Annotated in this window: 24 protein-coding genes; 6 read left to right on the top strand and 18 right to left on the bottom strand. The window is 67.3% G+C overall.

What is annotated here, in order from left to right:
* Nucleotides 1-2 precede the first annotated feature (2 nt).
* From deoC to BMZ69_RS20180, 3 genes are read left to right on the top strand one after another with little or no spacing between them, the layout of a single operon-like run.
* Nucleotides 3-764: a deoxyribose-phosphate aldolase gene (gene deoC / locus BMZ69_RS20190; RefSeq protein ID WP_092159972.1), complete on the top strand. Its 762-nt coding sequence runs from the start codon at nucleotides 3-5 to the stop codon at nucleotides 762-764.
* Nucleotides 764-2071, top strand: coding sequence for a thymidine phosphorylase (gene deoA / locus BMZ69_RS20185; protein WP_092159970.1), 1308 nt, complete (start codon nucleotides 764-766; stop codon nucleotides 2069-2071). Before deoC ends, deoA begins: the two co-directional genes overlap by 1 nt.
* A gap of 14 nt (nucleotides 2072-2085) precedes the next feature.
* Nucleotides 2086-3030, top strand: a complete 945-nt coding sequence (locus BMZ69_RS20180) for a 2-hydroxyacid dehydrogenase (protein ID WP_092159968.1) — start codon at nucleotides 2086-2088, stop codon at nucleotides 3028-3030.
* 57 nt (nucleotides 3031-3087) lie between these two features.
* On the opposite strand, the gene BMZ69_RS20175 is transcribed toward BMZ69_RS20180, so the two are convergent.
* The 3 genes from BMZ69_RS20175 to BMZ69_RS20165 all read right to left on the bottom strand — a co-directional run bounded on the left by BMZ69_RS20175 (nucleotide 3088) and on the right by BMZ69_RS20165 (nucleotide 5914).
* The gene (locus tag BMZ69_RS20175; protein WP_092159966.1) at nucleotides 3088-3945 is read right to left on the bottom strand and encodes a C40 family peptidase; all 858 of its coding nucleotides are present in this window, start codon (nucleotides 3943-3945) and stop codon (nucleotides 3088-3090) included.
* Nucleotides 3946-3984: 39 nt separating this feature from the next.
* On the bottom strand, nucleotides 3985-4335 hold the full coding sequence (locus tag BMZ69_RS20170; protein WP_092159964.1) for a MarR family transcriptional regulator: 351 nt from the start codon (nucleotides 4333-4335) through the stop codon (nucleotides 3985-3987).
* A gap of 190 nt (nucleotides 4336-4525) precedes the next feature.
* Nucleotides 4526-5914, bottom strand: a complete 1389-nt coding sequence (locus BMZ69_RS20165) for a leucyl aminopeptidase family protein (protein WP_210188055.1) — start codon at nucleotides 5912-5914, stop codon at nucleotides 4526-4528.
* Between the two features lie 139 nt (nucleotides 5915-6053).
* Between BMZ69_RS20165 and BMZ69_RS20160 the strand changes: the two genes are divergently transcribed.
* The gene (locus tag BMZ69_RS20160) at nucleotides 6054-6899 is read left to right on the top strand and encodes a tetratricopeptide repeat protein (protein WP_210188051.1); all 846 of its coding nucleotides are present in this window, start codon (nucleotides 6054-6056) and stop codon (nucleotides 6897-6899) included.
* 123 nt (nucleotides 6900-7022) lie between these two features.
* On the opposite strand, the gene BMZ69_RS20155 is transcribed toward BMZ69_RS20160, so the two are convergent.
* From BMZ69_RS20155 to BMZ69_RS20110, 10 genes are all read right to left on the bottom strand, one after another.
* Complete coding sequence (locus tag BMZ69_RS20155; protein ID WP_092159962.1) at nucleotides 7023-8000, bottom strand: type II secretion system F family protein; 978 nt, start codon at nucleotides 7998-8000, stop codon at nucleotides 7023-7025.
* A 12-nt stretch (nucleotides 8001-8012) separates the two neighbouring features.
* A complete protein-coding gene (locus tag BMZ69_RS20150; protein ID WP_092159960.1) occupies nucleotides 8013-8993 on the bottom strand; it encodes a type II secretion system F family protein in 981 nt (326 codons plus the stop codon).
* Between the two features lie 16 nt (nucleotides 8994-9009).
* The gene (locus BMZ69_RS20145) at nucleotides 9010-10464 is read right to left on the bottom strand and encodes a CpaF family protein (protein ID WP_092159958.1); all 1455 of its coding nucleotides are present in this window, start codon (nucleotides 10462-10464) and stop codon (nucleotides 9010-9012) included.
* Between the two features lies 1 nt (nucleotide 10465).
* The gene (locus BMZ69_RS20140; protein ID WP_092159956.1) at nucleotides 10466-11719 is read right to left on the bottom strand and encodes a CpaE/TadZ family protein; all 1254 of its coding nucleotides are present in this window, start codon (nucleotides 11717-11719) and stop codon (nucleotides 10466-10468) included.
* Nucleotides 11716-12450, bottom strand: a complete 735-nt coding sequence (locus BMZ69_RS20135; protein ID WP_244543451.1) for a CpaD family pilus assembly protein — start codon at nucleotides 12448-12450, stop codon at nucleotides 11716-11718. Before BMZ69_RS20135 ends, BMZ69_RS20140 begins: the two co-directional genes overlap by 4 nt.
* Before the next feature lie 28 nt (nucleotides 12451-12478).
* Entirely contained in the window at nucleotides 12479-13969 is a 1491-nt protein-coding gene (locus tag BMZ69_RS20130) for a type II and III secretion system protein family protein (protein ID WP_244543450.1), read from the bottom strand.
* Complete coding sequence (gene cpaB, locus BMZ69_RS20125; RefSeq protein ID WP_092159949.1) at nucleotides 13966-14742, bottom strand: Flp pilus assembly protein CpaB; 777 nt, start codon at nucleotides 14740-14742, stop codon at nucleotides 13966-13968. Before cpaB ends, BMZ69_RS20130 begins: the two co-directional genes overlap by 4 nt.
* A gap of 125 nt (nucleotides 14743-14867) precedes the next feature.
* Complete coding sequence (locus BMZ69_RS20120; RefSeq protein ID WP_092159948.1) at nucleotides 14868-15380, bottom strand: A24 family peptidase; 513 nt, start codon at nucleotides 15378-15380, stop codon at nucleotides 14868-14870.
* Nucleotides 15381-15557: 177 nt separating this feature from the next.
* Nucleotides 15558-15722, bottom strand: coding sequence for a Flp family type IVb pilin (locus BMZ69_RS20115; RefSeq protein WP_092160059.1), 165 nt, complete (start codon nucleotides 15720-15722; stop codon nucleotides 15558-15560).
* Nucleotides 15723-15964: 242 nt separating this feature from the next.
* Nucleotides 15965-16129, bottom strand: coding sequence for a Flp family type IVb pilin (locus tag BMZ69_RS20110; RefSeq protein WP_092159947.1), 165 nt, complete (start codon nucleotides 16127-16129; stop codon nucleotides 15965-15967).
* A 427-nt stretch (nucleotides 16130-16556) separates the two neighbouring features.
* On the opposite strand from BMZ69_RS20110, the gene BMZ69_RS20105 reads away from it, so the two are divergent.
* On the top strand, nucleotides 16557-17102 hold the full coding sequence (locus BMZ69_RS20105; protein WP_092159946.1) for a pilus assembly protein N-terminal domain-containing protein: 546 nt from the start codon (nucleotides 16557-16559) through the stop codon (nucleotides 17100-17102).
* A gap of 34 nt (nucleotides 17103-17136) precedes the next feature.
* Here the strand turns inward: BMZ69_RS20105 and BMZ69_RS20100 are convergent, their stop codons facing one another.
* The 3 genes from BMZ69_RS20100 to BMZ69_RS31265 all read right to left on the bottom strand — a co-directional run bounded on the left by BMZ69_RS20100 (nucleotide 17137) and on the right by BMZ69_RS31265 (nucleotide 20627).
* Nucleotides 17137-18636: a phosphomannomutase/phosphoglucomutase gene (locus tag BMZ69_RS20100; protein ID WP_092159944.1), complete on the bottom strand. Its 1500-nt coding sequence runs from the start codon at nucleotides 18634-18636 to the stop codon at nucleotides 17137-17139.
* Nucleotides 18637-18825: 189 nt separating this feature from the next.
* Nucleotides 18826-19734: a ribokinase gene (locus BMZ69_RS20095; protein ID WP_092159942.1), complete on the bottom strand. Its 909-nt coding sequence runs from the start codon at nucleotides 19732-19734 to the stop codon at nucleotides 18826-18828.
* Nucleotides 19731-20627, bottom strand: a complete 897-nt coding sequence (locus tag BMZ69_RS31265) for a 2-dehydro-3-deoxygalactonokinase (protein WP_175506892.1) — start codon at nucleotides 20625-20627, stop codon at nucleotides 19731-19733. The genes BMZ69_RS20095 and BMZ69_RS31265 overlap by 4 nt, the downstream gene beginning before the upstream one ends.
* Nucleotides 20628-20810: 183 nt before the next feature.
* Between BMZ69_RS31265 and BMZ69_RS31260 the strand changes: the two genes are divergently transcribed.
* Nucleotides 20811-21695 carry an aldose epimerase family protein gene (locus tag BMZ69_RS31260; protein ID WP_139219122.1) on the top strand — a complete coding sequence of 295 codons (885 nt, stop codon included), beginning with the start codon at nucleotides 20811-20813 and terminating at the stop codon, nucleotides 21693-21695.
* On the opposite strand, the gene BMZ69_RS20085 is transcribed toward BMZ69_RS31260, so the two are convergent.
* Together BMZ69_RS20085 and ubiB are read right to left on the bottom strand one after the other, a co-directional pair.
* Nucleotides 21692-22330 carry a L,D-transpeptidase gene (locus BMZ69_RS20085; RefSeq protein WP_092159938.1) on the bottom strand — a complete coding sequence of 213 codons (639 nt, stop codon included), beginning with the start codon at nucleotides 22328-22330 and terminating at the stop codon, nucleotides 21692-21694. The two genes, BMZ69_RS31260 and BMZ69_RS20085, sit on opposite strands and share 4 nt — an antisense overlap.
* Nucleotides 22331-22510: 180 nt before the next feature.
* Entirely contained in the window at nucleotides 22511-24070 is a 1560-nt protein-coding gene (ubiB, locus tag BMZ69_RS20080; RefSeq protein WP_092160058.1) for a 2-polyprenylphenol 6-hydroxylase, read from the bottom strand.
* Nucleotides 24071-24170: the final 100 nt, after the last annotated feature.

Genomic DNA, 24170 nt, shown 5'->3' with positions numbered 1-24170 from the left:
CCATGTCCGATGCCGATCTCGCTTTACGCGCATTGCGCCTGCTCGATCTGACGGATCTGTCCGATCAGGCGAACGAGACCGGCACGCTGCAGCTCTGTGCACGGGCCGTTGCGGCGCCCGGCCCGGTCGCGGCGATCTGCATCTGGCCGCAATTCCTCAAGCTGGCGCGCCAGACGCTGAAGGCGTCGCCGGTCAGGATCGCGACCGTGATCAACTTTCCGGCCGGCAACAGCAATTGCAGCCTGATCGGCAGCGACATCACCGAGGCGATCGCGGATGGCGCCGACGAGATCGACCTGGTGCTGCCCTGGCGCGCCTTCCTCGCCGGCGATGCCGAGATCACCCGCGAGATGGTCGCCGAGGCGCGCGGCAGCTGCGGCGACAAAACGCTCAAGGTCATCCTCGAAACCGGCGAGTATCCCGATCAGCTCGCGGTGCGCGCCGCTTCCGAGCTTGCGATCGCCGCGGGCGCCGATTTCATCAAGACCTCGACCGGCAAGACCAAGACCTCGGCCACGTCGGCGGCCGCCCGCACCATGCTGGAAGCGATCAAGGCCTCGGGCAGACCGGTCGGCCTGAAGCCCTCCGGCGGCCTGCGCACGCTGGCCGATGCCAGGGCCTATCTCGACCTCGCCGACGAGATCATGGGGCCGGGCTGGGCGACGCCAGAAACCTTCCGCTTCGGCGCCAGCGGCCTCTACGGCGTGCTCGTCGACATCATCGCCGGCACGGCCCCGGCCGAACGGACCGACGGAGCCTATTGATGCGCCTGCCGCAGGAAATCATCGCCGCCAAGCGCGACGGCGAGCGCCTGAGCGCCCAGGACATCCACCAGATGATCGCGGGGCTGACCGATGGCGCGGTCAGCGAGGGCCAGGCGGCGGCCTTCGCGATGGCGATCTTCTTCCGCGACATGGACGCCGAGGAGCGCGTCGCGCTGACGCTGGCCATGCGCGATTCCGGCACGGTGCTGGACTGGCGCGACCTGCCGGGCCCGGCGCTCGACAAGCACTCGACTGGCGGGGTCGGCGATACGGTCTCGCTGCCGCTCGCAGCGGCGGTCGCGGCCTGCGGCGGCTATGTCCCGATGATCTCGGGTCGCGGCCTCGGCCATACCGGCGGCACGCTCGACAAGCTCGATGCCGTGCCGGGCTATGTCACCCAGCCTGCCATCGATCTCTTCCGCCATGTCGTGCGCGAGGCCGGCTGCGCCATCATCGGCCAGACCGCCGATCTCGCCCCGGCCGACAAGCGGCTCTATGCGATCCGGGACGTGACCGGCACGGTCGAATCGATCCCGCTGATCACCGCCTCGATCCTGTCGAAGAAGCTCGCCGCCGGGCTCTCCGGCCTCGCCATGGACGTGAAGTTCGGCTCCGGCGCCTTCATGCGCGATTTCGACAAGGCCGAGGCGCTGGCGCAGAGCCTGTCCGATGTCGGCAATGGCGCCGGCCTGCCGACGCGGGCGCTGCTCACCGACATGAGCGAACCCCTCGCCTCTGCTGCCGGCAATGCGCTCGAGGTCGCCTATGCGCTCGATCATCTGACCGGACGGCGGCGCGAGCCGCGTTTCCACGAGGTCACGGTCGCGCTCTCGGCCGAGATGCTGCTGCTCGGCCGGCTGGCGGCGACGCGCGAGGAGGCGGTCGCGAAGATCGAGGACGCCTTCGCCAGCGGCGCGGCCGCCGAGCGCTTCCTCCACATGATCGCGGCGCTCGGCGGCCCGGCCGACCTGCTGGAGCATCCCGAGCGGCACTTCCCCCGTGCGCCGATCGTCCGCCCGGTCTTCTCCGACCGGCCCGGCCTGGTCGAGGCGATCGACACGCGCGGCGTCGGCCTCGCCGTGGTCGCGCTCGGCGGCGGACGCACCCGTCCGCAGGACGAGATCGACCATGCCGTCGGGATCACCGAGCTCGCCGGGCTTGGCGACCGGGTCGGGCCGGACCGGCCGCTCGGCATCATCCATGCCCGCAGCGAGGCCGGCTTCGACGCTGCCCGCATCCGCCTGAAGAGCGCCTATCGCCGCGGCGAGACCGCTGTTACGCGTGGGCCATTGATTATCCCTGCCTAGGAAAGTTCCCACCCATGAGCCTGCTTCTGGCGATCACCGGCTGGCATGTCGAGAGCTGGCGCGAGCGCTTTTCGGCGCTGCTGCCGGAGTTGCCGATCGTCACGCTCGGCGAGCCCTTCGACCGGCGCGCGGTGCATTATGTCGCGAGCTGGAAGCATCCCGAGGGCAGCCTTGCCGGCCTGCCCAATCTTGCCGCGATCTTCTCGCTCGGCGCCGGCGTCGACCATCTCTTCACGGACCGCCGCCTGCCGGAAGTCCCGATCGCGCGGGTGATCGATCCCGACCTGACGACGCGGATGAGCGAATACGTCGTCATGCACTGCCTGATGCAGCTGCGCCAACAGCGCCGCTACGAGCGCCAGCAGCGCGAGAAGTCCTGGGACGACGACCGCAACCAGCCGGCAGCGCGCGAGGTTCGCGTCGGGATCATGGGGTTGGGCGAGCTTGGCCGGGACGCGGCGCGCAAGCTGCAGGTGATCGGCTTCGACGTCGCCGGCTGGAGCCGCTCGCCCAAGGCGATCGAGGGGCTCTCCACCTTCTCCGGCGAGGACGGCCTGGCGGCTTTCCTTACCCGCACCGACATCCTGGTCGTGCTGCTGCCGCATACGCCGGAGACGGAAGGTATCCTGAACCGCCCGCTGCTCGCCAGGCTGGCGCGCGACGGCCGGCTCGGCGGGCCGGCGCTGATCAATGCCGGCCGCGGGAAGCTGCAGATCGAGGCGGACATTCTCGCAGCACTGGATGCCGGCGAGCTCCGGGAAGCGGTGCTCGACGTCTTCGAGACCGAGCCGCTGCCGCAGGATTCGCCGCTTTGGGATCACCCTGCCGTGACGATAACGCCGCACAATGCCGCGATGTCGGCGCCCGAGACGGTCGCCGACCAGATCGCGGCGCAGATCAGGCGTCTGGAGGCCGGCGGCGAGCTGCAGAACGTCGTCGATCCCAGCCGGGGTTATTGAGGCAAGACGTCATTCCGGGGCTTCGCGAAGCAAAGAGCCCCGGAAAACGGCGGAGGCTCAGCCCAGCCGACGGATCGCGGTGATCGGCCCGCCATTGCGGGCGAGGATGCGATCACGCGCCGGGCGCAGGGGTTCGCGGATCACGCTCATCATATAGGCGGTGGCGTGCAGCAGCGTGTCGGGGTCGGTCATGATGCCGACATGGCCCTTCCAGAAGACGAGGTCGCCGCGGCGAAGGCCCTTCAGGCCGTCGTCGAAGGCGACAGCTTCGCCGAGCTCACGCTCCTGCATGTCGGAGTCGCGCGGCGCGGCGATGCCAGCAGCCGCCAGCGAGAGCTGGACCAGCGCCGAACAGTCGAGGCCGAGGCTGGTCTTGCCGCCCCAGAAATAGGGCACGTTGAGGAAGCGCTCGGCGACGGCGACGAAATCCGGCTCATGCTGGTCGCGCAGGCAAAGATGCTGCTTGAAGATGTGGCCGCCATGGCTGGTGGTGAAGAAATCGCCGCTCTCGCCGGACACCGCGACTCCGGCATTGAGCGACAGCGCCTCCAGCGGCGGCAATTTGATCGAGGGACCAGGATAGATGAAGGTCCTGAGCGCACAGACGCGATGCGTCGGAGCCGGCGCGTCGCCGGCAAGGCAATCCTCAGGCAGGTAGCCGACATAGGAATCGCCGACGAGCTGGCCCCAGGCCCAGCCCTCATGCTGCTCGTAGACCCGTACCGCCTCGCCGGCGAGCGCCTCGGTGTCGAGCGGCGCGTCCGGCCGGGGCTCGCGCCGCAGCGGTGCCGATGGCGTCACCACCCGCATCGGGATCGGGTCGGCGAAGGCCAGCGCCTCGACCTGGCCGTCGAGATGGCTGGCAGCGAGGTCCGGGCGGGCGGGGGTGAGGCGGCGGTCGAGATTCGTGTTCATGGTGGCACTTTAGCGCCGTCCGGTTAACGGACGAAGCGCTCAGGCGGATCCCAGTTCGCGGGCCCGCGCCGTGACGAGATCGGCGAGATGCTCGACCGCCAGGGCGCCCGCGACGGTCCGCTGAATCACGACATTGCGCTTGTCGTATTCGTCGCGCTTGCGGCTGACGAGGCCGAGCTTGCCCATGCTGTCGAGCGCGCGGGTGATCACCGGCTTGGTGACGCCGAGCCGGGCGGCGAGGCCACGTACCGTATGCGGCGGCAATTCCAGGTAGATCGTCAGCAGGATCGCGGTCTGGCGCACCGAGAGATCGGCTTGCGTATCGCGCACCAGGTCGAGATGCACCTCGCGCCAGAGCCTGAGCGCCTGCGTCGGCTTGATCTCCAGCACCGTGCCGTCCCCGGATCGTTACGGGGCCGTATCATTATCGCACCGGGAACAGTGCGCAACCGGAGTCGCCGAGCAGGCTTAACGGGCGTGCCCGTCATTGCGAGCCGAGCGAAGCAATCCAGGGGCCAACGAGCTCGACGTCTTCCTGAATTGCTTCGTCGCTGACGCTTCTCGCAATGACGGCGAGCACTCAGCGCGCCCCGTAAAACTGCTTCGCCAGCGCGTAGGTCAGCCGCGCTGCCTGGCACTCGCCGCCTTCGGGCCGGCCGGGCTTGGTCGACGGGTTCCAGCTATAAATATCGAAATGGGCGTAGGAGCGGCTCTTCTCGACGAAGCGGTTGAGGAAGAGCGCCGCCGTCACCGAACCGGCGAAGGCGCCGCCGGAGACGTTGTTGAGATCGGCGATCTTGGACTCGAGCATGCCGTCATAGGGCGGCCAGAGCGGCATGCGCCAGACCGGGTCGTTCACCACAGCGCTCAGGCGGGCGATCTCGGCGGCGAGGCCGTCGTCATGGCTGTAGAAGGGCGGCAGATCGGGCCCGAGCGCGACGCGGGCCGCTCCGGTCAGCGTGGCGAAATCGATCAGCAATTCCGGCGCCTCCTCGTCGGCGAGCGCCAGCGCATCGGCGAGGATGAGTCTGCCCTCGGCGTCGGTATTGCCGATCTCGACAGTCAGTCCCTTGCGGCTCTGCAGCACGTCGCCGGGACGGAAGGAGGAACCGGAGACGGCGTTCTCGACCGCGGGCACCAAGAGGCGCAGGCGGACCTTCAGCTTCGCCTGCATGATCATGCGGGCAGCCGCGATCGCCGCCGCCGCGCCGCCCATGTCCTTCTTCATCAGCAGCATGCCGGCATCGGTCTTGAGGTTGAGCCCGCCGGTGTCGAAGGCGACGCCCTTGCCGACCAGCGTCAGCTTCGGATCGCCCTCCTTGCCCCAACGCAGATCGATCAGCCGCGGTGCCCGGGGCGAAGCCCGGCCGACGGCATGGATCATCGGGAAATTGGTGGCGAGCAGCTCGTCGCCGACGGTGCTGGAAACCTCGGCGCCATGGGGTTCGGCGAGCGCGCGCACGGCCGCCTCGATCTCGGCCGGGCCGAGATCGGCGGCGGAGGTGTTGACGAGATCGCGCGCCAGCGCGCTCGCCTCGGCAAGGTTGCTCACCTCCTCGCCATCGACGCCCGCAGGCAGGACGAGCCGGGCCCCGGCGGGCTTGGGCTTGCGGTAGCGCTCGAAGCGATAGGCGGTCAGCAGCCAGCCGAGCGCGGCGAGATTGGGATCGCCGATATCACCGGCCAGGGCGTAGTTGCCCGGCGGCAGCGTCGCGGCGAGGCGGCCGGGTGCGAAGGGATCACGCCGGCGCGGGCCAGCCGGTTCGACACCGAGCATCACGGCGGCAAGTGCGCCGACGGCGTCCGGCAGCAGGACATGCTGGCCAGGCCGTGCCTCGAAAGCTTGCGCCTGTGCGAAGCCGTGAGCCAGCGGCGCAAGCCCGTCGCGCAAAGCCGGCCAATCGGCCTTGGCGACGCAATGGACGGGGATGGCGGGTGTTCCGGCAGGCAGCAGCAAGGGATGCACGATCAACGAACCTCGAATGGCGAAACCTTCGGCGCCAGCATGCACCGCCAGCTCCGGTCCGCCCTGGTTAACAGTCCATTAGGGTTAACGTTTTATCACCACAGGCAACAGCTTTCCCGTATCGGCGAGGCAGTCTGAGCCTATGTCCATCCGCATTTTCACCCTTCGTTTCGGCCATCGCGCCGCGGTCTCGGCCCTCTGCCTCGCGCTCGGCGCCTGCCAGATGCGCGGCAGTGCCGGCGGTGACGTCACCGGCTCGATCAGCGCCCCGCAGACCCAGCCGCGCACCGAAGCGCAGTGGCGCAGCGAGGAAGCCGAGTGGAGCAAGCGCTACGAGGCGAACCAGAAGGACCGCAACGCCGCCTTCTTCTACGCCCGCGCCTTGCGCGCCCTCGACAAGAACGCCCAGGCGCTCGCCATCCTGGAAGGCGCCGTGATCATCCACAGCGAGGATCGCGAGCTGCTCGGCGCCTATGGCCGCTCGCTCGCCGACAATGGCCGGCTGAAGCAGGCCGACGACGTGCTCGGCCGAGCCCATATGCCGGAAAAGCCGGACTGGCGGATCCTGTCGGCGCAAGGCACCGTCGCCGACCAGCTCGGCGAGCACGACCGCGCCCAGCAGCTCTATTCGGCCGCTTTGAGGATCATGCCGAACGAGCCGACGGTGATGTCCAATCTCGGCCTCTCGCTCGCCCTGGCGAAGCGTCTGCCGGATGCCGAGCGCGTTCTGCGCGAGGCGGCAACGACGCCTCGGGCCGATGCCCGGGTGCGCCAGAACCTCGTCCTGGTCCTCGGCCTGCAGGGGCGTTTCCAAGACGCTGAGCAGATCGCCCGGCAGGATATGAGCTCGGCGGACGCCGCAGCGACGATCGCCTATCTGCGCCGTTCGGTCAGCCAGCCCAACAGCTGGGACATGCTGCGCGGCGGCAAGGCCAAACCGGCCGCCCGCGCGGCAGCGCCCGAGAAGGCTGCGCAGCCGGCGGGCTGAACCCTCCACCCTTTTCTTGCAAGGTCGCGGACGACAACCGTCGTCTCTCCGGTTCGCCTACGCGGTGACGCTGAGCCAGTCAGACGCAAGCTTATGGGTTTAGGCCGAATCAGGACGGCCGTATCAGAACGTGTTGAGCGCCTTGATGATCGCCGGCGTCAGGATCACCACGAACAGCACCGGCAGAAAGAACATGATCATCGGGACGGTCAGTTTCGGCGGCAACGCCGCAGCCTTCTTCTCCGCCTCGTTCATCCGCTGGTCACGGCTTTCCTGGGCCAGCGTGCGCAAGGCCGTTCCAAGCGGCGTGCCATAGCGCTCGGCCTGAATCAGTGCCGTGCTCACCGACTTCACCGATTCCAGACCTGTGCGCGCGGCCAAGTTCTCGTAGGCCTGCCGACGCTCGGAAAGATAAGAGAGCTCCGCCGTGCAGAGCGCAAACTCCTCGGCCAGCGGCACCGACTGGCCGCCGATCTCGGTTGAGACCTTGCGGAAGGCGAGCTCGATCGACATGCCCGATTCCACGCAGATCAGCAGCAGGTCGAGCGCATCCGGAAAGGCGCGCCGCATCGAGAGCTGGCGCTTGCCAGTCGCGTTCGAGAGGTAGATTTCCGGTGCCTTGATGCCGAGATAGGCGGCGCCGAGCGCAATGCCGATCTGCATGACGAAGGACTGACCGAAGTCATTGATCAGGCCGAGATAGAGCAGGGCGAACAAGAAAAGGCCGATCGGAGTGATCAGCCTGAAGAACAGGAAGCCGACTTCGGCCTGCTGACCGCGAAAGCCGGCGGTGGCGAGCTGCTTCTTGGCATTCTCGGTGCCGAGCCAATCGCCGAGCTTGAAGCGCTCGACGATATCGCGCATGAACGCCTTCGGCTCCTGGCGAAGCGAGATCTTCTCCTTCTGTCGGACCAGACGGTCGCGCTCACGCGCGCGAATCCGGTCGCGTTCGGTGGCGACCGTCTTCATCCGCTTGCCCAGCATATCGCCTGCCAGCAGCGGCGCCGCTATCGTCATGATCGTGACCGCTACGGCGAGCCCGCCGACCAGCGCGAGCAGGAATCTCGTGTCGAGGAGCTTCTCGAACAGGAGCGAGAGCATGCCGAAGGTTCCTCAGATATCGAAATTGATCATCTTGCGCATGACGAGGACGCCGATGCACATCCAGAGAGCGCAGCCGGCCAGAGCGATGCGGCCCGCGCTCGTGGTCCAAAGCGCGTCCATGTAGCCAGGGCTCGTCGCATAGACGAGGCCTGCCACAGCAGGCGGCAAGGAACCGATGATCGCCGCTGAAGCCTTGGCCTCCATCGAAACCGCCTGAATCTTGTCGCGCATCTTGCGGCGCTCGCGAATGACGCGCGACAGGTTCGCCAAGGTCTCGGCGAGATTGCCGCCCGTCTTCTGCTGAATCGCCAGGACGATGCCGAAGAAGTTGGCCTCGGTGCAGGGCATGCGCTCGTAGAGCTTGACCGCGGCCTCGCTCAGCGACATGCCGAGCGTCTGCGCTTCGACGATCAGACGAAACTCGGTTTTGACCGGCTCCTGGGCCTCGTTGGCAATGATCCGAAGACAATCGTTCAGCGGCAGGCCGGACTTGATGCCGCGCACGATGACGTCGAGCGCGTTCGGGAACTCGTTGATGAAGCGTTGCATCCGCTTCTTGCCGCGATGCGCCAGATACCAGCGCGGCAAGCCCAGGAGACCGATCAGGAAACCGACCAGCGCCAGCCCCAGATTGCCCGACATTGCGAGGAGCCCGATCGCCAGGACGAGCCCGACCCCGCCTCCGACCAGCCAGTACTGCTTGCGCGACCAGGATAGCCCCGCCTGCTCGATCCGAGCTTCGATCGTGAGCCTGTGGCGCGCCTTCTCGCGGTTCTCGATATCCTTCAGGCTCTGCGCCACCTGTCCACGCCTGAGCTGCCCCTGCGCCTCGCGATCCGCCGCAACGCGGACCGCGACCGGAGCGGCGAAGTCGCGGCGGCGCTGCTCGGCCCGGGCCTGGCCACTGAGCCGCGGATAGAACAGGGCATAGACGACCCCGCCCGCCGAGATGGCGGCGAGGACGGCGGCGGCGATCTGGCCATAATCCATGATGTGCCTTCCCCGCTCAGGCTTCGGCCGTGCCCTCGGCCTCGAGTTGGTCGAGTGCCGCGGCGAGCCGCTGCTCGTCGCCGAAATAGCGCGCGCGTTCCCAGAAGCGCGGCCGGCCGATGCCGGTCGAACGGTGCCGGCCGATCAGCCTGCCGTTCGGGTCCTCGCCGAGCACGTCGTAGAGCATCAGGTCCTGGGTGATGATCACATCACCCTCCATGCCCATCACCTCGGTGATGTGGGTGATGCGGCGCGAGCCGTCGCGCATGCGCTGCGCCTGAATGATCACGTCGATCGAAGAGCAGATCATCTCGCGCAGGGTCTTCGACGGCAGGCTGAAGCCGCCCATGGTGATCATCGATTCGATACGGCTCAGGCATTCGCGCGGCGTGTTGGCGTGCAGCGTGCCCATCGAACCGTCATGGCCGGTGTTCATCGCCTGGAGCAGGTCGAAAGCCTCCGGACCACGCACCTCGCCGACGATGATCCGTTCCGGCCGCATGCGCAGGCAGTTCTTAACGAGATCGCGCATCGTGACTGCACCCGATCCCTCGAGATTGGGCGGGCGCGTCTCGAGGCGCACCACATGCGGCTGCTGCAGCTGGAGCTCGGCCGCGTCCTCGCAGGTGATGATGCGCTCGTCGTGCTCGATATAATTGGTCAGGCAGTTGAGCAGCGTCGTCTTGCCCGAGCCGGTACCACCCGAGATCACGACATTGCAGCGAACCCGCCCGATGATCTTCAGGATCTCCCCCCCGGGGGGCGAGATCGCGCCGAAGCGCATGAGCTGGTCGAGCGTCAGCTTGTCCTTCTTGAACTTGCGGATGGTGAGGGCCGGCCCGTCGATCGCGAGCGGGGGAGCGATGACGTTGACGCGCGAGCCGTCGGCGAGGCGCGCGTCGCAGATCGGCGAAGCTTCGTCGACGCGTCGGCCGACCTGGCTGACGATGCGCTGGCAGATGTTCATCAGCTGCGCGTTGTCGCGGAAGCGGATGCCGGTCAGCTGGATCTTGCCACCGGTCTCGATAAAGGTCCGGCCGGCGCCATTGACCATGATGTCGGCGATGTCGTCGCGCGCCAGCAGCGGCTCGAGCGGACCATAGCCAAGCACGTCGTTGCAGATGTCGTCGAGCAGCTCTTCCTGCTCGGAGATGGAGAGCACGACGTTCTTCAGCGAGATGATCTCGTTGATGATGTCGCGGATTTCCTCGCGGGCCGATTCGCCGTCGAGCTTGGCCAGTTGCGAGAGATCGATCGCTTCGATGAGAGCACCGAAGATCATGCTCTTCATCTGGTAGTATTCGTCGGACTTCGGCGCCTCGTCCGGCACGGGTGGCGGCGGAGGTGACGGCTTGCGTGCCTCGGCCCCGCCCGGACGCAACTCGGCCGGGCGCGACGGCGCCGACAGCGCCGGGCTCGCCGGTGGCGTTTGGGCCGTGGCTGAGGCTGTTGCCTGCCGCTTGCCGAACATGTCAGGCCTTCCGACGCATGAGCTTCGCGACGAGCGGCTCGAGCAGGCTGCGCTTGCCGCGCTTCTGCTCGCCGCGTCCGGTCAGAACGGTGGCGATCTGGACGAAGGCTTCCGCAACCTTCCCACCGGACTGGATTTCGGCGATCATCTGGCCGTTGTTGGCGGCCGTACCGAAGAGCTGGGCGTCGAAGGGGATCGAACTCATCACCTCGATCCCGAGCGCCTTGGCGAATTCGCCGGCGTCGATCTCGGGGCGCTTGGGCAATCCGACCTGGTTCAGGATCAGTCGCGGCATCGAGTCGTTCGGCCGGGCCGCGCGAAGCAGATCAACCAGGTTCTTGGCGTTCCGCAACGAGGCGAGTTCGGGCGCCGCGACGACCGCGACCTCGTCGGCTCCGATCAGCGCGCGCTTGGCCCAGCCGGTCCACAGATGCGGCACGTCGAGCACGATGCAGGGCACGCTGCCGCGCAACAGATCGAACAGAAGCTCAAACGCGTCCTCGCCGAGGTCGACGGTCCGATCCAGCATGGCCGGAGCGGCCAGCAAAGACAGATTGTCGCTACAGCGCGACAAGAGCCGGTCGAGCATGTTGGCGTCGAGCCGTTCCGGAGCGAACACGGCATCGGCGATACCTTGCGGCGGGTCCTGGTTGAAATCCAACCCGGCCGTGCCGAAAGCAATGTCGAGATCGGCGATCACCGTCGAGGCGTCGAGATTGCGGGCGATCGCCCAGGCGACATTGTGCGCGACGGTGGAGGCGCCGACACCGCCTTTGGCGCCGACGACGGCGACGGTGCGCCCCAGCGTCGCCGTGCCCGAGGCGGCGTAGAGTTCCGACAAGGTGCGCAACAGGTCGAGAATCCCGAACGGGGCGACCAGATAGTCGCTGACGCCACGCCGGATCAGCTCGCGATAGAGCTGGATGTCGTTGACGTGGCCGATCACAACCACCTTGGTGCCGGGATCGCAGCTTTCGGCAAGCGCCTCGAGATTGGCGATCAGCGCCGACGGCTCGGTGACGGTTTCGAGCACGATCACGTTGGGCGTCGGCGCACCCCGGAACGCCTCGACCGCCGCGGCCGGCCCGCCCATCTGGATGCGTGCCTGGACCTTGTCCATGCGCCGGTCGGCAGTCACCGCTTGCATCGCGGCGGCGACGTCCTGAGTCTCGCAGAAGGCCTGCAAGGTGACGCGCGGCAGCGGGGCGACGATCTCCTCGCTTCCCACTTCGGCTTCAAAATCGGACGCCATCATTTGCCTCCGACCGCCGTGCTGATCGCACTCTGCTCCTGACGGTATTGTGTCGACGGATCCTTGCCGTCGCGCAGTTTCTTGATCGCTTCCATGCGCTTTTGCGTGTCCAGCCGACCTTCGCTGCGCGCCCGTACCAGATCGAGCGGGTCGGCGATCTGCGCGGCGAGATTGGCTTGGGTGGCGCAACCGAAGTTCCAATACGGCTCGTTCGACGCGTCCGTCCTGTAGCTGGACGCACCGAGATCGGTTGGCCATTGCCCACAGGAATGCGGCAGCCCTGCCTGAAGGGAAGCGTAGGTCAGACGGATCGGCGAGGCGAGCTCGGGATCGGCGATACGATAGGTCCTGACCGAAAGGGCGCCGGGCGAGACGCCGGCCCGTGCGAGCGAGCGGCGAATGCCGTCGAGCGTGTCATGGGTCGCAAGATCGCGACCGGCCCCGGTCGGCACCTCGGCGACGAGACCGCCCTTGCCGCTGCGGCGATAGTCCTCGCCGAAGCGGGCGACGTCGACGGCCTGGCGCGGATCCAGCCCGCCGCCGGCCCGGCCGACGAACACGTCGAGCGAGCGCGGCGCATCACGCAGCACGATCGGGTGGCGCTCGCGGGTGTCGGTAGGAACGCCGGAGCTCGAGATGTCGCCCTTGGCGCAGGCCCCGAGCAGGAGCGCAAGCCCCAATGCGGCAGGCAGGGCGGCGCGGCCTGTGTGGTGCAGCTTGCTGGTCACGGTCACGATCGCCATCCTTGTCGCGGCCTCGTTTTCAATCAGCGATGAAACCGACGCGGCCCTTATAGGCCTGCGGGATAGGCCCGCCGCTCGTCGACCCGTAGATTTTGTTCAACCGCCCCATCAGGATCGTCTGGGCGTCATGCGCGTCGACGAAACCGTCATCCGGGCGCTGCAGCCCGTTCGGCCCCACCGGCTTCACGATGTAGGGCGTCACCGCGATCATCAGCTCGGTCTCCTCGCGCTGATAGTCGCGCGAGCGGAACATCGCGCCGATGATCGGGATATTCATCAGCGCCGGCAGCCCGTTGATGGCCTGGCGCGAGACACGCTGAATCAGGCCCGCTGTCGCCAGGGTGCCGCCGGAGGGCAGTTCCACCGTGGTGTCGGACTTGCGGACGCGGAAGCCTGGCGCGTTGACCGCGGTGCTCTCGGTCGGATTCAGACGGAGCTGGTTCTCGAAGTCGAGCTCGGTGACCTCGGTGGCGATGCGCATCGAGATCTTGCCCTCGGACATCACGATCGGCGTGAAGTTCAGGGAGACGCCCACAGGCTTGTAGACAATATTGAGCACGCAGCGATTGCTGGTGTCGCAGGAATAGCCGTTCGGGGTCGGAATCTCACCACCTGCCGTGAACTTGGCGCTTTCGCCCGAGATCGCGGTCACGGTCGGCTCCGCCAGGACGCGCGAGAGGCCGGCACGCTCAAGCGCACGCATGGTTATGTTGGTCGAGTTGCCGACGCCCGCGCCGATCGCGGTGGCAGCCAGCTGCTGCGGCTGCAGCGAGAATGGCGTGTCGATCGTCGGACTGATGTTGAACTTGCCGAGTTTCCACTCGCCGGTCGAGTTGATGCCGAGCTGCTTGATCGCCCTGCGGGAGACCTCCGAGACCGTGACCTTGACCATGACTTGGTCCCGGCCGCGAATGGTCAGCGAGTTGATGACTGCGCCCTTGGTCGCGTTCGCGCCCTCGCCGGAGATGCCGACGAAGGCATTGGCGATATCCATGGCCTGCGTCGCTTCGGAAGCGCTCGCGACATTGCCGACCAGCAGGATCGAGTTCCCGGCCGGCTTGACCTGGATGTCGGCGCCCGGCATCGCCGTGCGGAGCGTCGTGCGCAGCACGTTGAGGTCGCGGCCGACCTCGATCTCCAGCGCCGTGATCTGCCGGCCTTCGGCGTCCATCACGAACATCGAGGTCGAACCGTCGGCCATGCCGATGACGAAGAGCTTGCGGGCGGAGCGCACCACGGCATTCGCCACCTTGGGGTTGGCGACGAAGACTTCCTTGGCGTCGCGCGGCAGCTCGACGATCAGCGAACGGCCGATCGAGAGATCGAGGCGACGGGAAACCGCGTGCTCGCTGGCGCCGACGTTCAGGACAGGCGCGGCGCCCTTAGCCTGCGCCAGGGCCGGCCCGGAGGCAACCGACAGCATGAACGGCAGGATCGTAAGCGACAGGGCGAGCGTGTACCCCTGCCGGCGGCGATGCGAGGTCAAAGCGGCTTTTGGCAAGGGAATCATGGCTTCACCGCCTTGGTGACGACGCCGTAGCGCACGAGTGTAAGCCCTCCTTCGTCGACCGGCACGCTCTGGTCTCCGGCGTCCTGCAGACTGCGCAGAGCCAGCGAGAGGCTGCTGGTCTTCTGCGCCAGCGTCACGGCCTCGACCTGCTTCGGATCGAGCTCGAGCGTCGCGGTCTCGCCGACGACGACTCTCGCGCCATCCTTGTCCTGCACGCTCTGGCCGATCGCCAGCACGCGGACATTGGCGATGAGGGTCTCGCTGACGGGAGGAGAGCCGTCCTTGGAGTTGCTGTCGTCGCGGCTCGTCCGGATCACGTCGACCCGATCGTTCGGCAGGATGAAGCCGCCGGCGGTGTTGGCACCGCGATTATCGGTGGTGATCGCGACCGCGCGCTTGCCGGGCGGCAGAATCGCCGAGAGGAAACCGGAATCGGCCTTCAGCAGCTTCTCGCGCCGGACCGGCTCCGACGGAAAGAGCTGCGTGCGGGCTATCTGCCCGACGAACTCGCTTTCGCCTGCGGGCGCGTCCTGCCGCCGGATGACCCCAGATGGCAGGCTTGCCAGCGGCCAGGCCAGCCATTTCAGGTCGCTTGCAGCGAGCTTGTTGCCGAGCGGCACGTCGGCTGCGACGACCAGGACCTCGACGGTCGGCGCCGGCTCGTATTTCGTCACCGAGGGCGTCGTGACCTTCGGCGGGCGGCTGATCAACAGAGCGGCTCCAAGCCCTGCGACCACCGCTACGGCGAGAATGATGATACGGGCGGGACTCATGGCACATGATCCTTGGCCGGCATACGCCGGCCTTCAGCAGGATCGTGGCTCTGGAATCGTCAACTTATGGTTAACCGGAGGTATCTTTTTGTGCGGATCGGCCGCACCGCGGCGGAGCGAGGCGCTCAGACGCCGATCGCAGCGCGCCAAATCGCGGTGCCCGGCAGAACGATCAACGCAGCGGCAGCGAGCGCAATACCATAGGGAACCCCCTGCTTCACGTCATGAAGCCGTTGCGCCCAAGCCCAGTTGCTGGCCGGAGCGGGCAACGGGGCGGCACGCAAAGCGAGAATAGCCACGGTCAGGAGGCCGCCGCCGATCGCTGCGATGAAGAGATAGGGTGGCAATTGCTCGAAGCCGAGCCAGAGAGCCGTCACCGCAGCAAGCTTCGCGTCACCACCGCCGATCCAGCCGGCAGCGAACATGCCAAAGCAGACCGCCAGCACGGTCAGACCCGCTAGCAGATGCCATGCGACCGCCGTCCAGCCCAATCCTGTCGAAGCGGCGCCCAAGCCGAACACGCCGAGCAGCAAGAGGCAGAGCCAGTTCGGAATCGTCATCGTCGTGAGATCGCTAGCCGCCGCATAGGCCATCGCGACCGGAAAGACGATGAAGACGATGATCAGCGAGAGTGACATGTCGACTATCCGGATGTTCTGGGCTTCAACGCTGCCGCGGGGATGAAAGCGCCGCAGGTTGGCGCTTGCGCTCCTCGTGTGGACCATATTGAGACTGGCGGATCACCAAAGGGTTGCTGAGGCTAGCGGAGCGGTTGCCGGCGCCCCTGCGCGGTGTGCGACCTCTCGCACCCAGTCTTATACAATACGCCTGAGAACTTCCTGAAACCACGCGTCGATCGCTGGTCCGAGGAGTTGCCAGGTGGCGACGCAGACGATCGAGATGAGCGATGCGATCAGGCCATATTCCATAGCAGTCGCGCCGGATTCGTCGTTGACGAAGCGCATAGACAGCTCCCTCATGACAACCTCCTTGGACATCGCGATCTGACAGCCGCTGTCATCTTGAGTTGACCCCAAATTGGAGACGGAAGCAGCGCCACAATTCCTGCGTCTGCGGGGCGAGCTTGGCATTCCCAATCGTCACGCTAGACAGCGGCATCCCGGTCCCTGCTGTACGGAGACTACGCGATGCTCCCAAAACGCGGGCGCCCGGAACAATGTCCGGGCGCTTGAGACGGGAGCAGCGCACCCGTTCCGTGAACTTAGCTGATGGCGGCCAGGATCGCCTGGTAGCGAACCTCGAGCGCCGGCCCGATGAGGCGCCAGGTGGCGATGCAGACGACCGAGATGAGGGCGGCGATCAGGCCGTATTCGATGGCGGTCGCGCCGGACTCGTCCTTGGCGAAGCGCGCAAACAGATTCTTCATGGGGTAGCTCCTTTGCACCACGTTTGACTGCTGCCTTCGCTCTAGTTGGCTTCGGTCAGCGACAGGAGTGACAGTACCGAGCCCGTCTTGCCGATCGGTTAAAGCGACCCAATAATTCGCCGAATTTTATAGGTCTTCATCCAATGGTTAACACGATTTTAGCGCGACCTTTCAGTTAACGAGAGGTATAATCTGTTTGATACTTCAAATAAAACTCGACATGCAAATTAGAACAGCGAGTCATGACGCTTCGTTAGCGTCAGCGTCATGGCATCCGACCTGCGTTTTTCACTGCCGAGCAACGCGCATCCAGGGCTGGCCTGGGAGGCGGATCGGCCCAGGAAATCGCCATCTTAGTAATCCATTCATCATTTTCGGCTTACCTCGTTCCGTTCGAAACCTTGAGGCGCGCGCGAGGTCCATTGCGATGCCGGGATCGCGGCTCTCCAAATCCTTCCCAACGCTGATCCATGCCGGGCTCGCGGCGGCTGCGAGCCTGGGCCTCTCGGCCGACAGCGCTCGCGCGCAGGCCCGGCTCATTCCCGCACCGGCCCCGGAGGCCCGCGCCGATATCAGCGAGGCGAGAGCCGAGACGGTCCAGGTGGTGGTCGACCATGCCAAGGTGCTGCGTCTGCCGGAGAAGGCGCAAACCGTCATCGTCGGCAACCCGGCGATCGCGGATGTCACCGTTCAGCGCAACGGCGTGATGATCGTCACCGGCAAGAGCTACGGCGTCACCAACCTGATCGCGCTCGACGCAACCGGCGCCCTGCTGGCCGAATCCACTGTCCGGGTCGGCGCCGCCAGCGATTCGATCCTCACCGTGCAGCGCGGCCTCGAGCGCGAGAGCTATTCCTGCACGCCGGCCTGTCAGCCGAGCGCCCAGCTCGGCGATTCCAAGACGTTTTTCGACAGCACCACCGGCCAGAGCGGCGCCCGCAACGCCGCGGCGACCGGGGCCGAGAAGAAGTAACTCTCCCCGCCCCGCTCGCTCGCGAACGGGCTCGTCAGATCGTCTGGTTGTAGGCGCCGACTTCCGGGTTCTCGCGCAGCACGCCGTCGATCGCCTTGAACATCTCGCGCATGCGCGCCTCCGAGACCGGGCTTTCGCAGACCACGACCAGCTCAGGCTTGTTCGAGGACGCCCGGATCAGTCCCCAGGTGCCGTCCTCGTTGACCACGCGCACGCCGTTGACGGTGATGACGTCGACGATCGCTTGCCCGGCGATCGTCTCGCCCGCCGCCTGCATCGCCTGGATCCGCTTGGTGATCTTGTCGCTGACGCCGTATTTGACCTCGTCGGCGCATTTGGCCGCCATGGTCGGCGTGCCCCAGGTCTTTGGCACGGCGGCATAGAGCTCGGCCATCGACTTATCCGGATTGCGGTCGAGCATGTCGATCACGGCGATGGCGGTGACGACGCCGTCGTCATAGCCGCGGCCGACCGGCGCGTTGAAGAAGAAGTGGCCGGATTTCTCGAAGCCGGCGAGGGCGTTGAGGTCGCGGACACGGCGCTTGATATAGGAGTGACCGGTCTTCCAGTAGTCGGTCTTGACACCGAGCCTCTGCAATTCCGGATCGGTCGAGAACAGGCCGGTCGACTTGACGTCGACGACGAACTGCGCGCCCGGATTGAGCTTGCCGAGATCGCGGGCCAGCATCACGCCGATCTTGTCGGCGAAGATCTCCTCGCCATGGTTGTCGACGACGCCGCAGCGGTCGCCGTCACCGTCGAAGCCGAGCGCGACGTCGGCGCCGTGCTGCTTCACGGCGTCGGCCATGGCGTGCAGCATCTTCATGTCTTCGGGGTTGGGGTTGTAGCGCGGGAAGGTGTGGTCGAGCTCGGCATCCATCGGGATGACCTCGCAGCCCAGCGCTTCCAGGATCTGCGGCGCGAAGGCGCCAGCCGTGCCGTTGCCGCAGGCGGCGATGACCTTGAGCTTGCGGGTGATCTTCGGGCGATTGGTCAGGTCGGCGATGTAGCGCGCCGGGAAATTGGGCACGAACTGGTAGGAGCCGCCGCCCGGCAGGTCGAAATCGCCGGCGAGCACGATGTCGCGCAACTGCCCCATCTCGTCGGGGCCGAAGGTGACGGGACGCTGGGCGCCCATCTTGATGCCGGTCCAGCCATTGTCGTTATGCGAGGCGGTGACCATGGCGACGCAGGGCACGTCGAGCTCGAACTGGGCGAAATAGGCCATGGGCGACATGGCGAGGCCGATGTCGTGGACCTTGCAGCCCGCCGCCATCAGGCCGGTGACCAGCGCCATCTTGATCGAGGAGGAATAGCTGCGGAAATCATGGGCGGTGACGATCTCGGGCTTGACGCCCATGCGCCGGATCAGCGTGCCCAGCCCCATGCCGACGGCCTGGACGCCCATCAGGTTGAGCTCCTTCCCGAAGAACCAGCGCGCATCGTATTCGCGGAAGCCGGTCGGCTTCACCATCGGCAGCGATTCATAGTCGAAGGTGTTCGGGAAGAGCTCGGGCAGGGGCTTCGGAAACATCGGGCCATCCATCTTCGAGGAGCGCCGGCTTTCAGAGCCGACACGGACATCATGCAGCGAGAGGCTACGGACCGGACAGGCCACAGGCTACATGAATGCAGCCTGAGCATGACGGAACAGGAACACAAGGCCGGCATAGCCGATCCGCAGCCGAAGCGGAATGCCAAGCGGACCGACCGGAAGCTGGACCTACAGGAAGCTCTTGCCGGCCAGCGCCTCGATCGCCGCGCGCCGCGGCACGCTCGGCTGGGCACCGGCAACCGTGCAGGCGAGGGACCCGGCCGCGAGACCGCGCTGGAGCGCGCTGGAGAAACCGAAACCGGCCTGCAGGGCCGCCGCGAAGGCGCCGACGAAGCTGTCCCCGGCCGCGACCGTATCGACCGCCTCGACCACCGGCGCCTCGAGGCGGCGCCGGACGCCGCCATGCCAGCCGACCGCGCCGGCGGCACCGAGCGTGACGATGCAGGCGATGCCGCGCTCGCCGTCGATGCGCTGGGCGATCGCATCTGGCTCGGTCGCGGCCCAGCCGAGCGAGCCGGCGAGGATCAGCGCCTCGTGCTCGTTGACGATCAGGATGTCGGTCAGCGCCAGCAGGGCCGGGTCCGGCGCCCCAGCCGGGGCGAGATTGAGGATCACCCGGCCGCCCCCCGCCCGCATCGCCCGCGCCGCCCGCAGGCACTCGCCCTCCGGCACCTCGCGCTGGAGCAACAACAGGTCGCCCTCGCCAGGCTTCAGCGCCTCGACGGCCTCGGCCCTGGCCAGCGCATTGGCGCCGGCCGCGACCACGATCTGGTTGGAGCCGGCGGAATCGACCGCGATGAAGGCCGCGCCGGTCGGCACCTCGACACCAGCGACATGGGCGAGATCGACGCCATCCTGCGCCAGCAGGCCGAGCGCGATCTCGGCAAAGCCGTCACGGCCGACCGCCCCGACCATCGTCACCTCGGCGCCGGCGCGTCGCGCCGCCAGCGCCTGGTTGGCGCCCTTGCCGCCGGGATGCAGCGCATAGCCCGGGCCGAGCACGGTCTCGCCGGCGCCGGGCAGGCGCTCGACCGGCGTCACCAGATCGACATTGAGCGAGCCGAAGACGATGATCATGCCGCAAGGCCCCGGGCGAGCCGGGTGACGCCGGCGACGAAAGCATCCTCGGGCGTGGTCAGGCCATGGTCGAGCCCGGCGGCGGCGAGCGCCCGGCCGTAGCTCCCGGCCAGCACGCCGTCCGCGACGAGATGCAGGTTGTCGAGGCCGCCGAACAAAACGCGGGCGCCTTCGATCTCCTGCGCCACCAGCAGGGCGGAGAGATAGGGGCCGACCGCGCCGCTCTCCATGCGTCCGCCCAGAACCTCGCTGCGCGCGTGGAAGGCCGCGTTGAGCAGACCGCCAGGCCGCTGCGCCGCGGCAAGCCCGCGCCTGGTGCCCTCGGCTGCATCGCCATCCTTCGGCTCGCTCGCCAGGCGCGACAGGATCGAATGCTCGCGCAACAGGCCATAAATCTCGCCAGTCATGAAGCTGGCGAAGCGGGTGATGCGGCCGCCTTTGACCTCGGCCCATTTCGAATGGGTGCCGGGCAGGCAGGCGATGCCGTCGGTCAGGCCGAGGCCGACGATCAGCGTCTCCTCGCCGCGCATGACGTCGAAGGCCCCTTCGTCGCAGGACAGGCCGGGCAGGATGGTCGCGCGGGTGCCGTCGTCGAGCGTGACGGCAAGGCCGGCGGCCGCGATCTCCTCCGGACTCGCCGGGCAGGAGACATAGGGCGCCTCGACCCAGCCATTGCGGCTGCCGACCATGCCGGCGAGCAGAACCGCTGCATCGGGCCGCGCCTTGCGGAATTCACCGGCGATCTGCGCGAAGGCTGCCGGGAAACCACCCGCTGGCACCGACTGGATGCCGCGATCGGCGATGCGTTTGCCCAGCACCGCGCCATCCTCGCCGATGAGGAAGGCGCGGGCGCGCGTCGTGCCCCAGTCGAGCGCGATCAGGGGTTTGGGCATGGCGGGCTCCGGCGGGATGACGTGCCTCGTCCGGCGTTCCGGCCAAGGCGAAGCGAAGAGGCGTGGAATCTCCCCGGCCGGCGCCGCCCGGTCAAGCCCGACCGGCTCTTGACGCTGCGGCCTGCGGGCGCAATCGAGGCGAGGGGAGCAAACGCAGCTCCGACTGTCGTGAAGGACACGATCATGCTGACCCTCTCGGCCGGCCGCTATTCGGCCCGCATCGCCCCCGAGGCCGGCGGCACGATCGCCGCGCTGGACTGGCAGGGGCGCGATGGCCGGACGCATCCGCTGCTGCACGCGCCGGCTGGGGCCGTGCCGCAGACGGAAACGCCGAACAAGTTCGGAGCTTGGGCCATGCTGCCCTTCGCCAACCGCGCCTTCGACAGCCTGGTCGACGACGGTCATACCCGCTTCACCGTGCCGTCCAACAATCCTGCCGGCACGATCCATGGCTTCGGCTGGCAGTCCGTCTGGCAGGTAGAGCGGCAGGACGCCGGCCATACCGTGCTGGTCCATCGCCGTATGGCCGGTTCGGATCCGTATCGCTACCTGGCGAGACAGGACATCCGACTCGACGAGAGTGGTATGACCGTCACGCTGTCGCTGACCAACGAGGCCGACCAGGCTCTACCCTTCGGCATGGGCTTGCATCCCTGGTTTCCCTGTGCCGCCGATACGCGCCTCTCGATGACCGCGACCGGCGCGCTGATCTTCGGCGACCAGTTCCGCGCCAGCGGCACGCAAGTCTTCGGCGATGGCGGCCCCTATGCCGACAACCCGGTCTTTGCCAGCGGCACGGAGACCGCCTGGAGCTTCCTCGGCTGGGACGGCACCGCCCGGATCGAGACGCGTTCCACCGGCCTCGCGATCACGCTGAGTGCCAGCGAGAAGCTGCGCTCTCCTGTGGTCTGGGCGCCGGCCGGTGTCGATTTCCTCTGCGCCGAGCCGCAGAGCCATGCCGCCGGCGCGCCGAGCGAAAAGATCGTGCGCGAGGCCTCGCCGCTCGCCCGGCTGCAACCGGGCGAGACGCTGGAAGGCTGGGTGCGGATCGCCGCCGAGGCGATCTAGCGCCAGCCCGGCCCCGACATCGGCTGGAAGCCGATCGCACCGGCCGGGATGGCGGGTCTGAGCAGCATCTGCTCGCGTGCTTCGCCCCAAGCCGGGCCCTGGCGCTGCTGCTTGGCAGTCAGTACGGCCTTCTGCGTCTTGATCTTGGCCTTGGCGATCTTGTGCTTGCTGCCAGAGGACGCCTTGGCGAAGCGCGAAAGATTGTCGGTCGCGGCGCCGTTCAGCGCGATGCGGGTGCTGCCATAGCCATGCTTCTTGACCAGAGCGAACAGCTTGGCGGCATTGGCCGGGTGCAGGCGGATGCAGCCATGCGAGGCCGGGCGGCCGAGCGCGCCGACGGCGGTGGTACCGTGAATGGCGTATCCGCCGCGGAAGAACACCGAATAGGGCATCGCGCCGCCATATTTGCGCGAGTACCAGCTGCGCTCGAGCCGGGTGGGACGATAGACGCCGTTGGGCGAGCGGAAGCCCTTGCGGCCGGAGGAGATCGCCCAGTTGTAGACCTCGCCGTCGCTGGTGGTGACGCTCATGCGCTGGTTGGCGATGTCGACGCGGACATCGAGCTTGGCCTCAGCCGACGCGAGGCCGGCGAAAGACGCGCATAAAAAGGCGAGAATGCCGAGAAGGCGGGACATGAGGCGACTCCTGAACGACGCAACCTGAAGACAACGGCTCTTTGGTTGCTGTCGCTCGGGCGCATGCGCCAAGCGAAGTCAGCCCCGGCCTTGCCCTAAAGGAATCCCGAGGGGCCGGCGCTTGTAAAGCGCAAACCGTTCAAATGGTTTCCAATCCCGCGCTTGTGAAAACGCTCGGCGCTAATCGAAGATCACGATCCAGGCGAGCAGCGCGGCGATCAGCCAGAGCGCCCAATTGCCCCAGCGGTTGCGCGCGGCCTCCGCCCGGCCGATCGCCTGGACGCTGGCCTCGTCGAGCGAGAAGCCGTGGCGCGAAGCCTCTTCGAGCTGCCCGAGCACACGCTCGGCCCGGCCGACCGTCTCCGGCAGGTTGGCGAGGCTGCCGACAAGGGTGCGCACGCTGCGGCCGGCGTCCTCGATGCGCCCGATCGGGCCGAGATTGCGCGTCAGCCAGTCGCGAACCACCGGCTCGGCCGTGGTCCACATGTCCAGATGCGGATCGAGCGTGCGGGCGACGCCCTCGACCACGACCATGGTCTTCTGCAGCATGACGAGCTCGGTGCGCGTCGCCATGTCGAACAGGCCGGTGATCTCGAAGAGCAGCGTCAGCACCTTCGCCATCGAGATCTCGTCGGCGCGCCGGTCATGGATCGGCTCGCCGACGGCGCGGATCGCCTGGGCGAAATCATCGACCGAATGATGCGGCGGGACATAGCCAGCCTCGAAATGCACCTCGGCGACGCGGCGATAGTCGCGGGTGATGAAGCCGTAGAGGATTTCGGCGAGGAAGCGCCGCTCCTTATGGCCGAGCCGGCCCATGATGCCGCCATCGACCGCGACGAGCCGCCCTTCGGCATCGACGAAGAGGTTCCCCGGATGCATATCGGCATGGAAGAAGCCGTCGCGGATCGCGTGCTTCAGGAAGGACTGGATGACGTTGCGGCCGAGCGCGACCGTATCGTGCCCGGCGGCGCGCAGCGCCTCGACATCGGAGAGGCGGATGCCGTCGATCCATTCGTCGACCAGGATTTCGCGGGCGGTGAGCTGCCAATCCGGCACCGGCACCCGGAAATCGGCGTCTTCCTTGGTATTCTCGGCGAATTCTGAGAGGGCGGCCGCCTCCAGGCGCAGGTCCATCTCCATCGAGACCGAGCGCGCCAGCGTCTCGACGATGGCGACGAAGCGCAGGCGGCGGGCCTCGGGCGAGCGGCGCTCGGCGAGCTCGGCACCAAAACGCATCGCGGCGAGGTCGCGATGAAAACGGTCGCGGATGCCGGGCCTGAGGATCTTGACGGCGACCTCGCTGCCATCCTTGCGGCGGGCGCGATGGACCTGCGCGATCGAGGCGGCCGCGACCGGCTCGCCGAATTCGGCGAAGATCGCCTCGACCGGCTCGCCATGCGCGGCCTCGATCGCGGCACGGGCCTGCGCCATTGGGAAGGGCGCCATCCGGTCCTGCAGCGCCGAGAGATCCTCGGCGATCTTCATGCCGACGACATCGGGCCGCGTCGCCAGGAACTGGCCGAACTTGACATAGGACGGGCCCAGCCGCGTCAGCGCCGCGGCAAGCCTCGTCGCGGAGGAACCGGCGCCGCGCCGCTCGATCAGGCGGCCGAGCGCGATCAGGCCCCGCGCCGCCGGCGGCAGCACGGAAGGGTCGACCAAGGCGAGCGCACCCTCGCGCGCCAGCACGAAGCCGACCCGCGCCGAGCGGGCGAGATGGGCAAGCGCGGAGATCATGCCGATAGCAACGCGGAACGCGCCTTCCTCGTCATGGTCGGGCTTGCCCCGACCATCCACGTCTTCCTTCGGGTAGTGCGGTGTTCAAGACGCGGATGCT

The sequence above is a fragment of the Allobosea sp. CRIB-10 genome, assembly GCF_900112185.1.
Taxonomy (GTDB): domain Bacteria; phylum Pseudomonadota; class Alphaproteobacteria; order Rhizobiales; family Beijerinckiaceae; genus Allobosea.
This window is presented reverse-complemented; position numbering and strand designations above follow the sequence as displayed.

Excerpts from the sequence above, each read along its gene's own strand:
- BMZ69_RS20110 (WP_092159947.1), bottom strand. The coding sequence starts at position 16,129 with ATGAAGAATCTGTTTGCGCGCTTCGCCAAGGACGAGTCCGGCGCGACC.
- BMZ69_RS20160 (WP_210188051.1), top strand. The coding sequence starts at position 6,054 with ATGTCCATCCGCATTTTCACCCTTCGTTTCGGCCATCGCGCCGCGGTC.
- BMZ69_RS20085 (WP_092159938.1), bottom strand. The coding sequence starts at position 22,330 with ATGTCCCGCCTTCTCGGCATTCTCGCCTTTTTATGCGCGTCTTTCGCC.
- BMZ69_RS20145 (WP_092159958.1), bottom strand. The coding sequence starts at position 10,464 with ATGTTCGGCAAGCGGCAGGCAACAGCCTCAGCCACGGCCCAAACGCCA.
- BMZ69_RS20180 (WP_092159968.1), top strand. The coding sequence starts at position 2,086 with ATGAGCCTGCTTCTGGCGATCACCGGCTGGCATGTCGAGAGCTGGCGC.
- BMZ69_RS20130 (WP_244543450.1), bottom strand. The coding sequence starts at position 13,969 with ATGATTCCCTTGCCAAAAGCCGCTTTGACCTCGCATCGCCGCCGGCAG.
- cpaB (WP_092159949.1), bottom strand. The coding sequence starts at position 14,742 with ATGAGTCCCGCCCGTATCATCATTCTCGCCGTAGCGGTGGTCGCAGGG.
- BMZ69_RS20095 (WP_092159942.1), bottom strand. The coding sequence starts at position 19,734 with ATGATCATCGTCTTCGGCTCGCTCAATGTCGATCTGGTGACGCCGGTC.
- BMZ69_RS20175 (WP_092159966.1), bottom strand. The coding sequence starts at position 3,945 with ATGAACACGAATCTCGACCGCCGCCTCACCCCCGCCCGCCCGGACCTC.
- BMZ69_RS20105 (WP_092159946.1), top strand. The coding sequence starts at position 16,557 with ATGCCGGGATCGCGGCTCTCCAAATCCTTCCCAACGCTGATCCATGCC.
- BMZ69_RS20120 (WP_092159948.1), bottom strand. The coding sequence starts at position 15,380 with ATGTCACTCTCGCTGATCATCGTCTTCATCGTCTTTCCGGTCGCGATG.
- BMZ69_RS20100 (WP_092159944.1), bottom strand. The coding sequence starts at position 18,636 with ATGTTTCCGAAGCCCCTGCCCGAGCTCTTCCCGAACACCTTCGACTAT.
- BMZ69_RS20115 (WP_092160059.1), bottom strand. The coding sequence starts at position 15,722 with ATGAGGGAGCTGTCTATGCGCTTCGTCAACGACGAATCCGGCGCGACT.
- deoA (WP_092159970.1), top strand. The coding sequence starts at position 764 with ATGCGCCTGCCGCAGGAAATCATCGCCGCCAAGCGCGACGGCGAGCGC.
- BMZ69_RS20150 (WP_092159960.1), bottom strand. The coding sequence starts at position 8,993 with ATGGATTATGGCCAGATCGCCGCCGCCGTCCTCGCCGCCATCTCGGCG.
- BMZ69_RS31260 (WP_139219122.1), top strand. The coding sequence starts at position 20,811 with ATGCTGACCCTCTCGGCCGGCCGCTATTCGGCCCGCATCGCCCCCGAG.
- BMZ69_RS20155 (WP_092159962.1), bottom strand. The coding sequence starts at position 8,000 with ATGCTCTCGCTCCTGTTCGAGAAGCTCCTCGACACGAGATTCCTGCTC.
- BMZ69_RS20140 (WP_092159956.1), bottom strand. The coding sequence starts at position 11,719 with ATGATGGCGTCCGATTTTGAAGCCGAAGTGGGAAGCGAGGAGATCGTC.
- BMZ69_RS31265 (WP_175506892.1), bottom strand. The coding sequence starts at position 20,627 with ATGCCCAAACCCCTGATCGCGCTCGACTGGGGCACGACGCGCGCCCGC.
- ubiB (WP_092160058.1), bottom strand. The coding sequence starts at position 24,070 with ATGATCTCCGCGCTTGCCCATCTCGCCCGCTCGGCGCGGGTCGGCTTC.
- deoC (WP_092159972.1), top strand. The coding sequence starts at position 3 with ATGTCCGATGCCGATCTCGCTTTACGCGCATTGCGCCTGCTCGATCTG.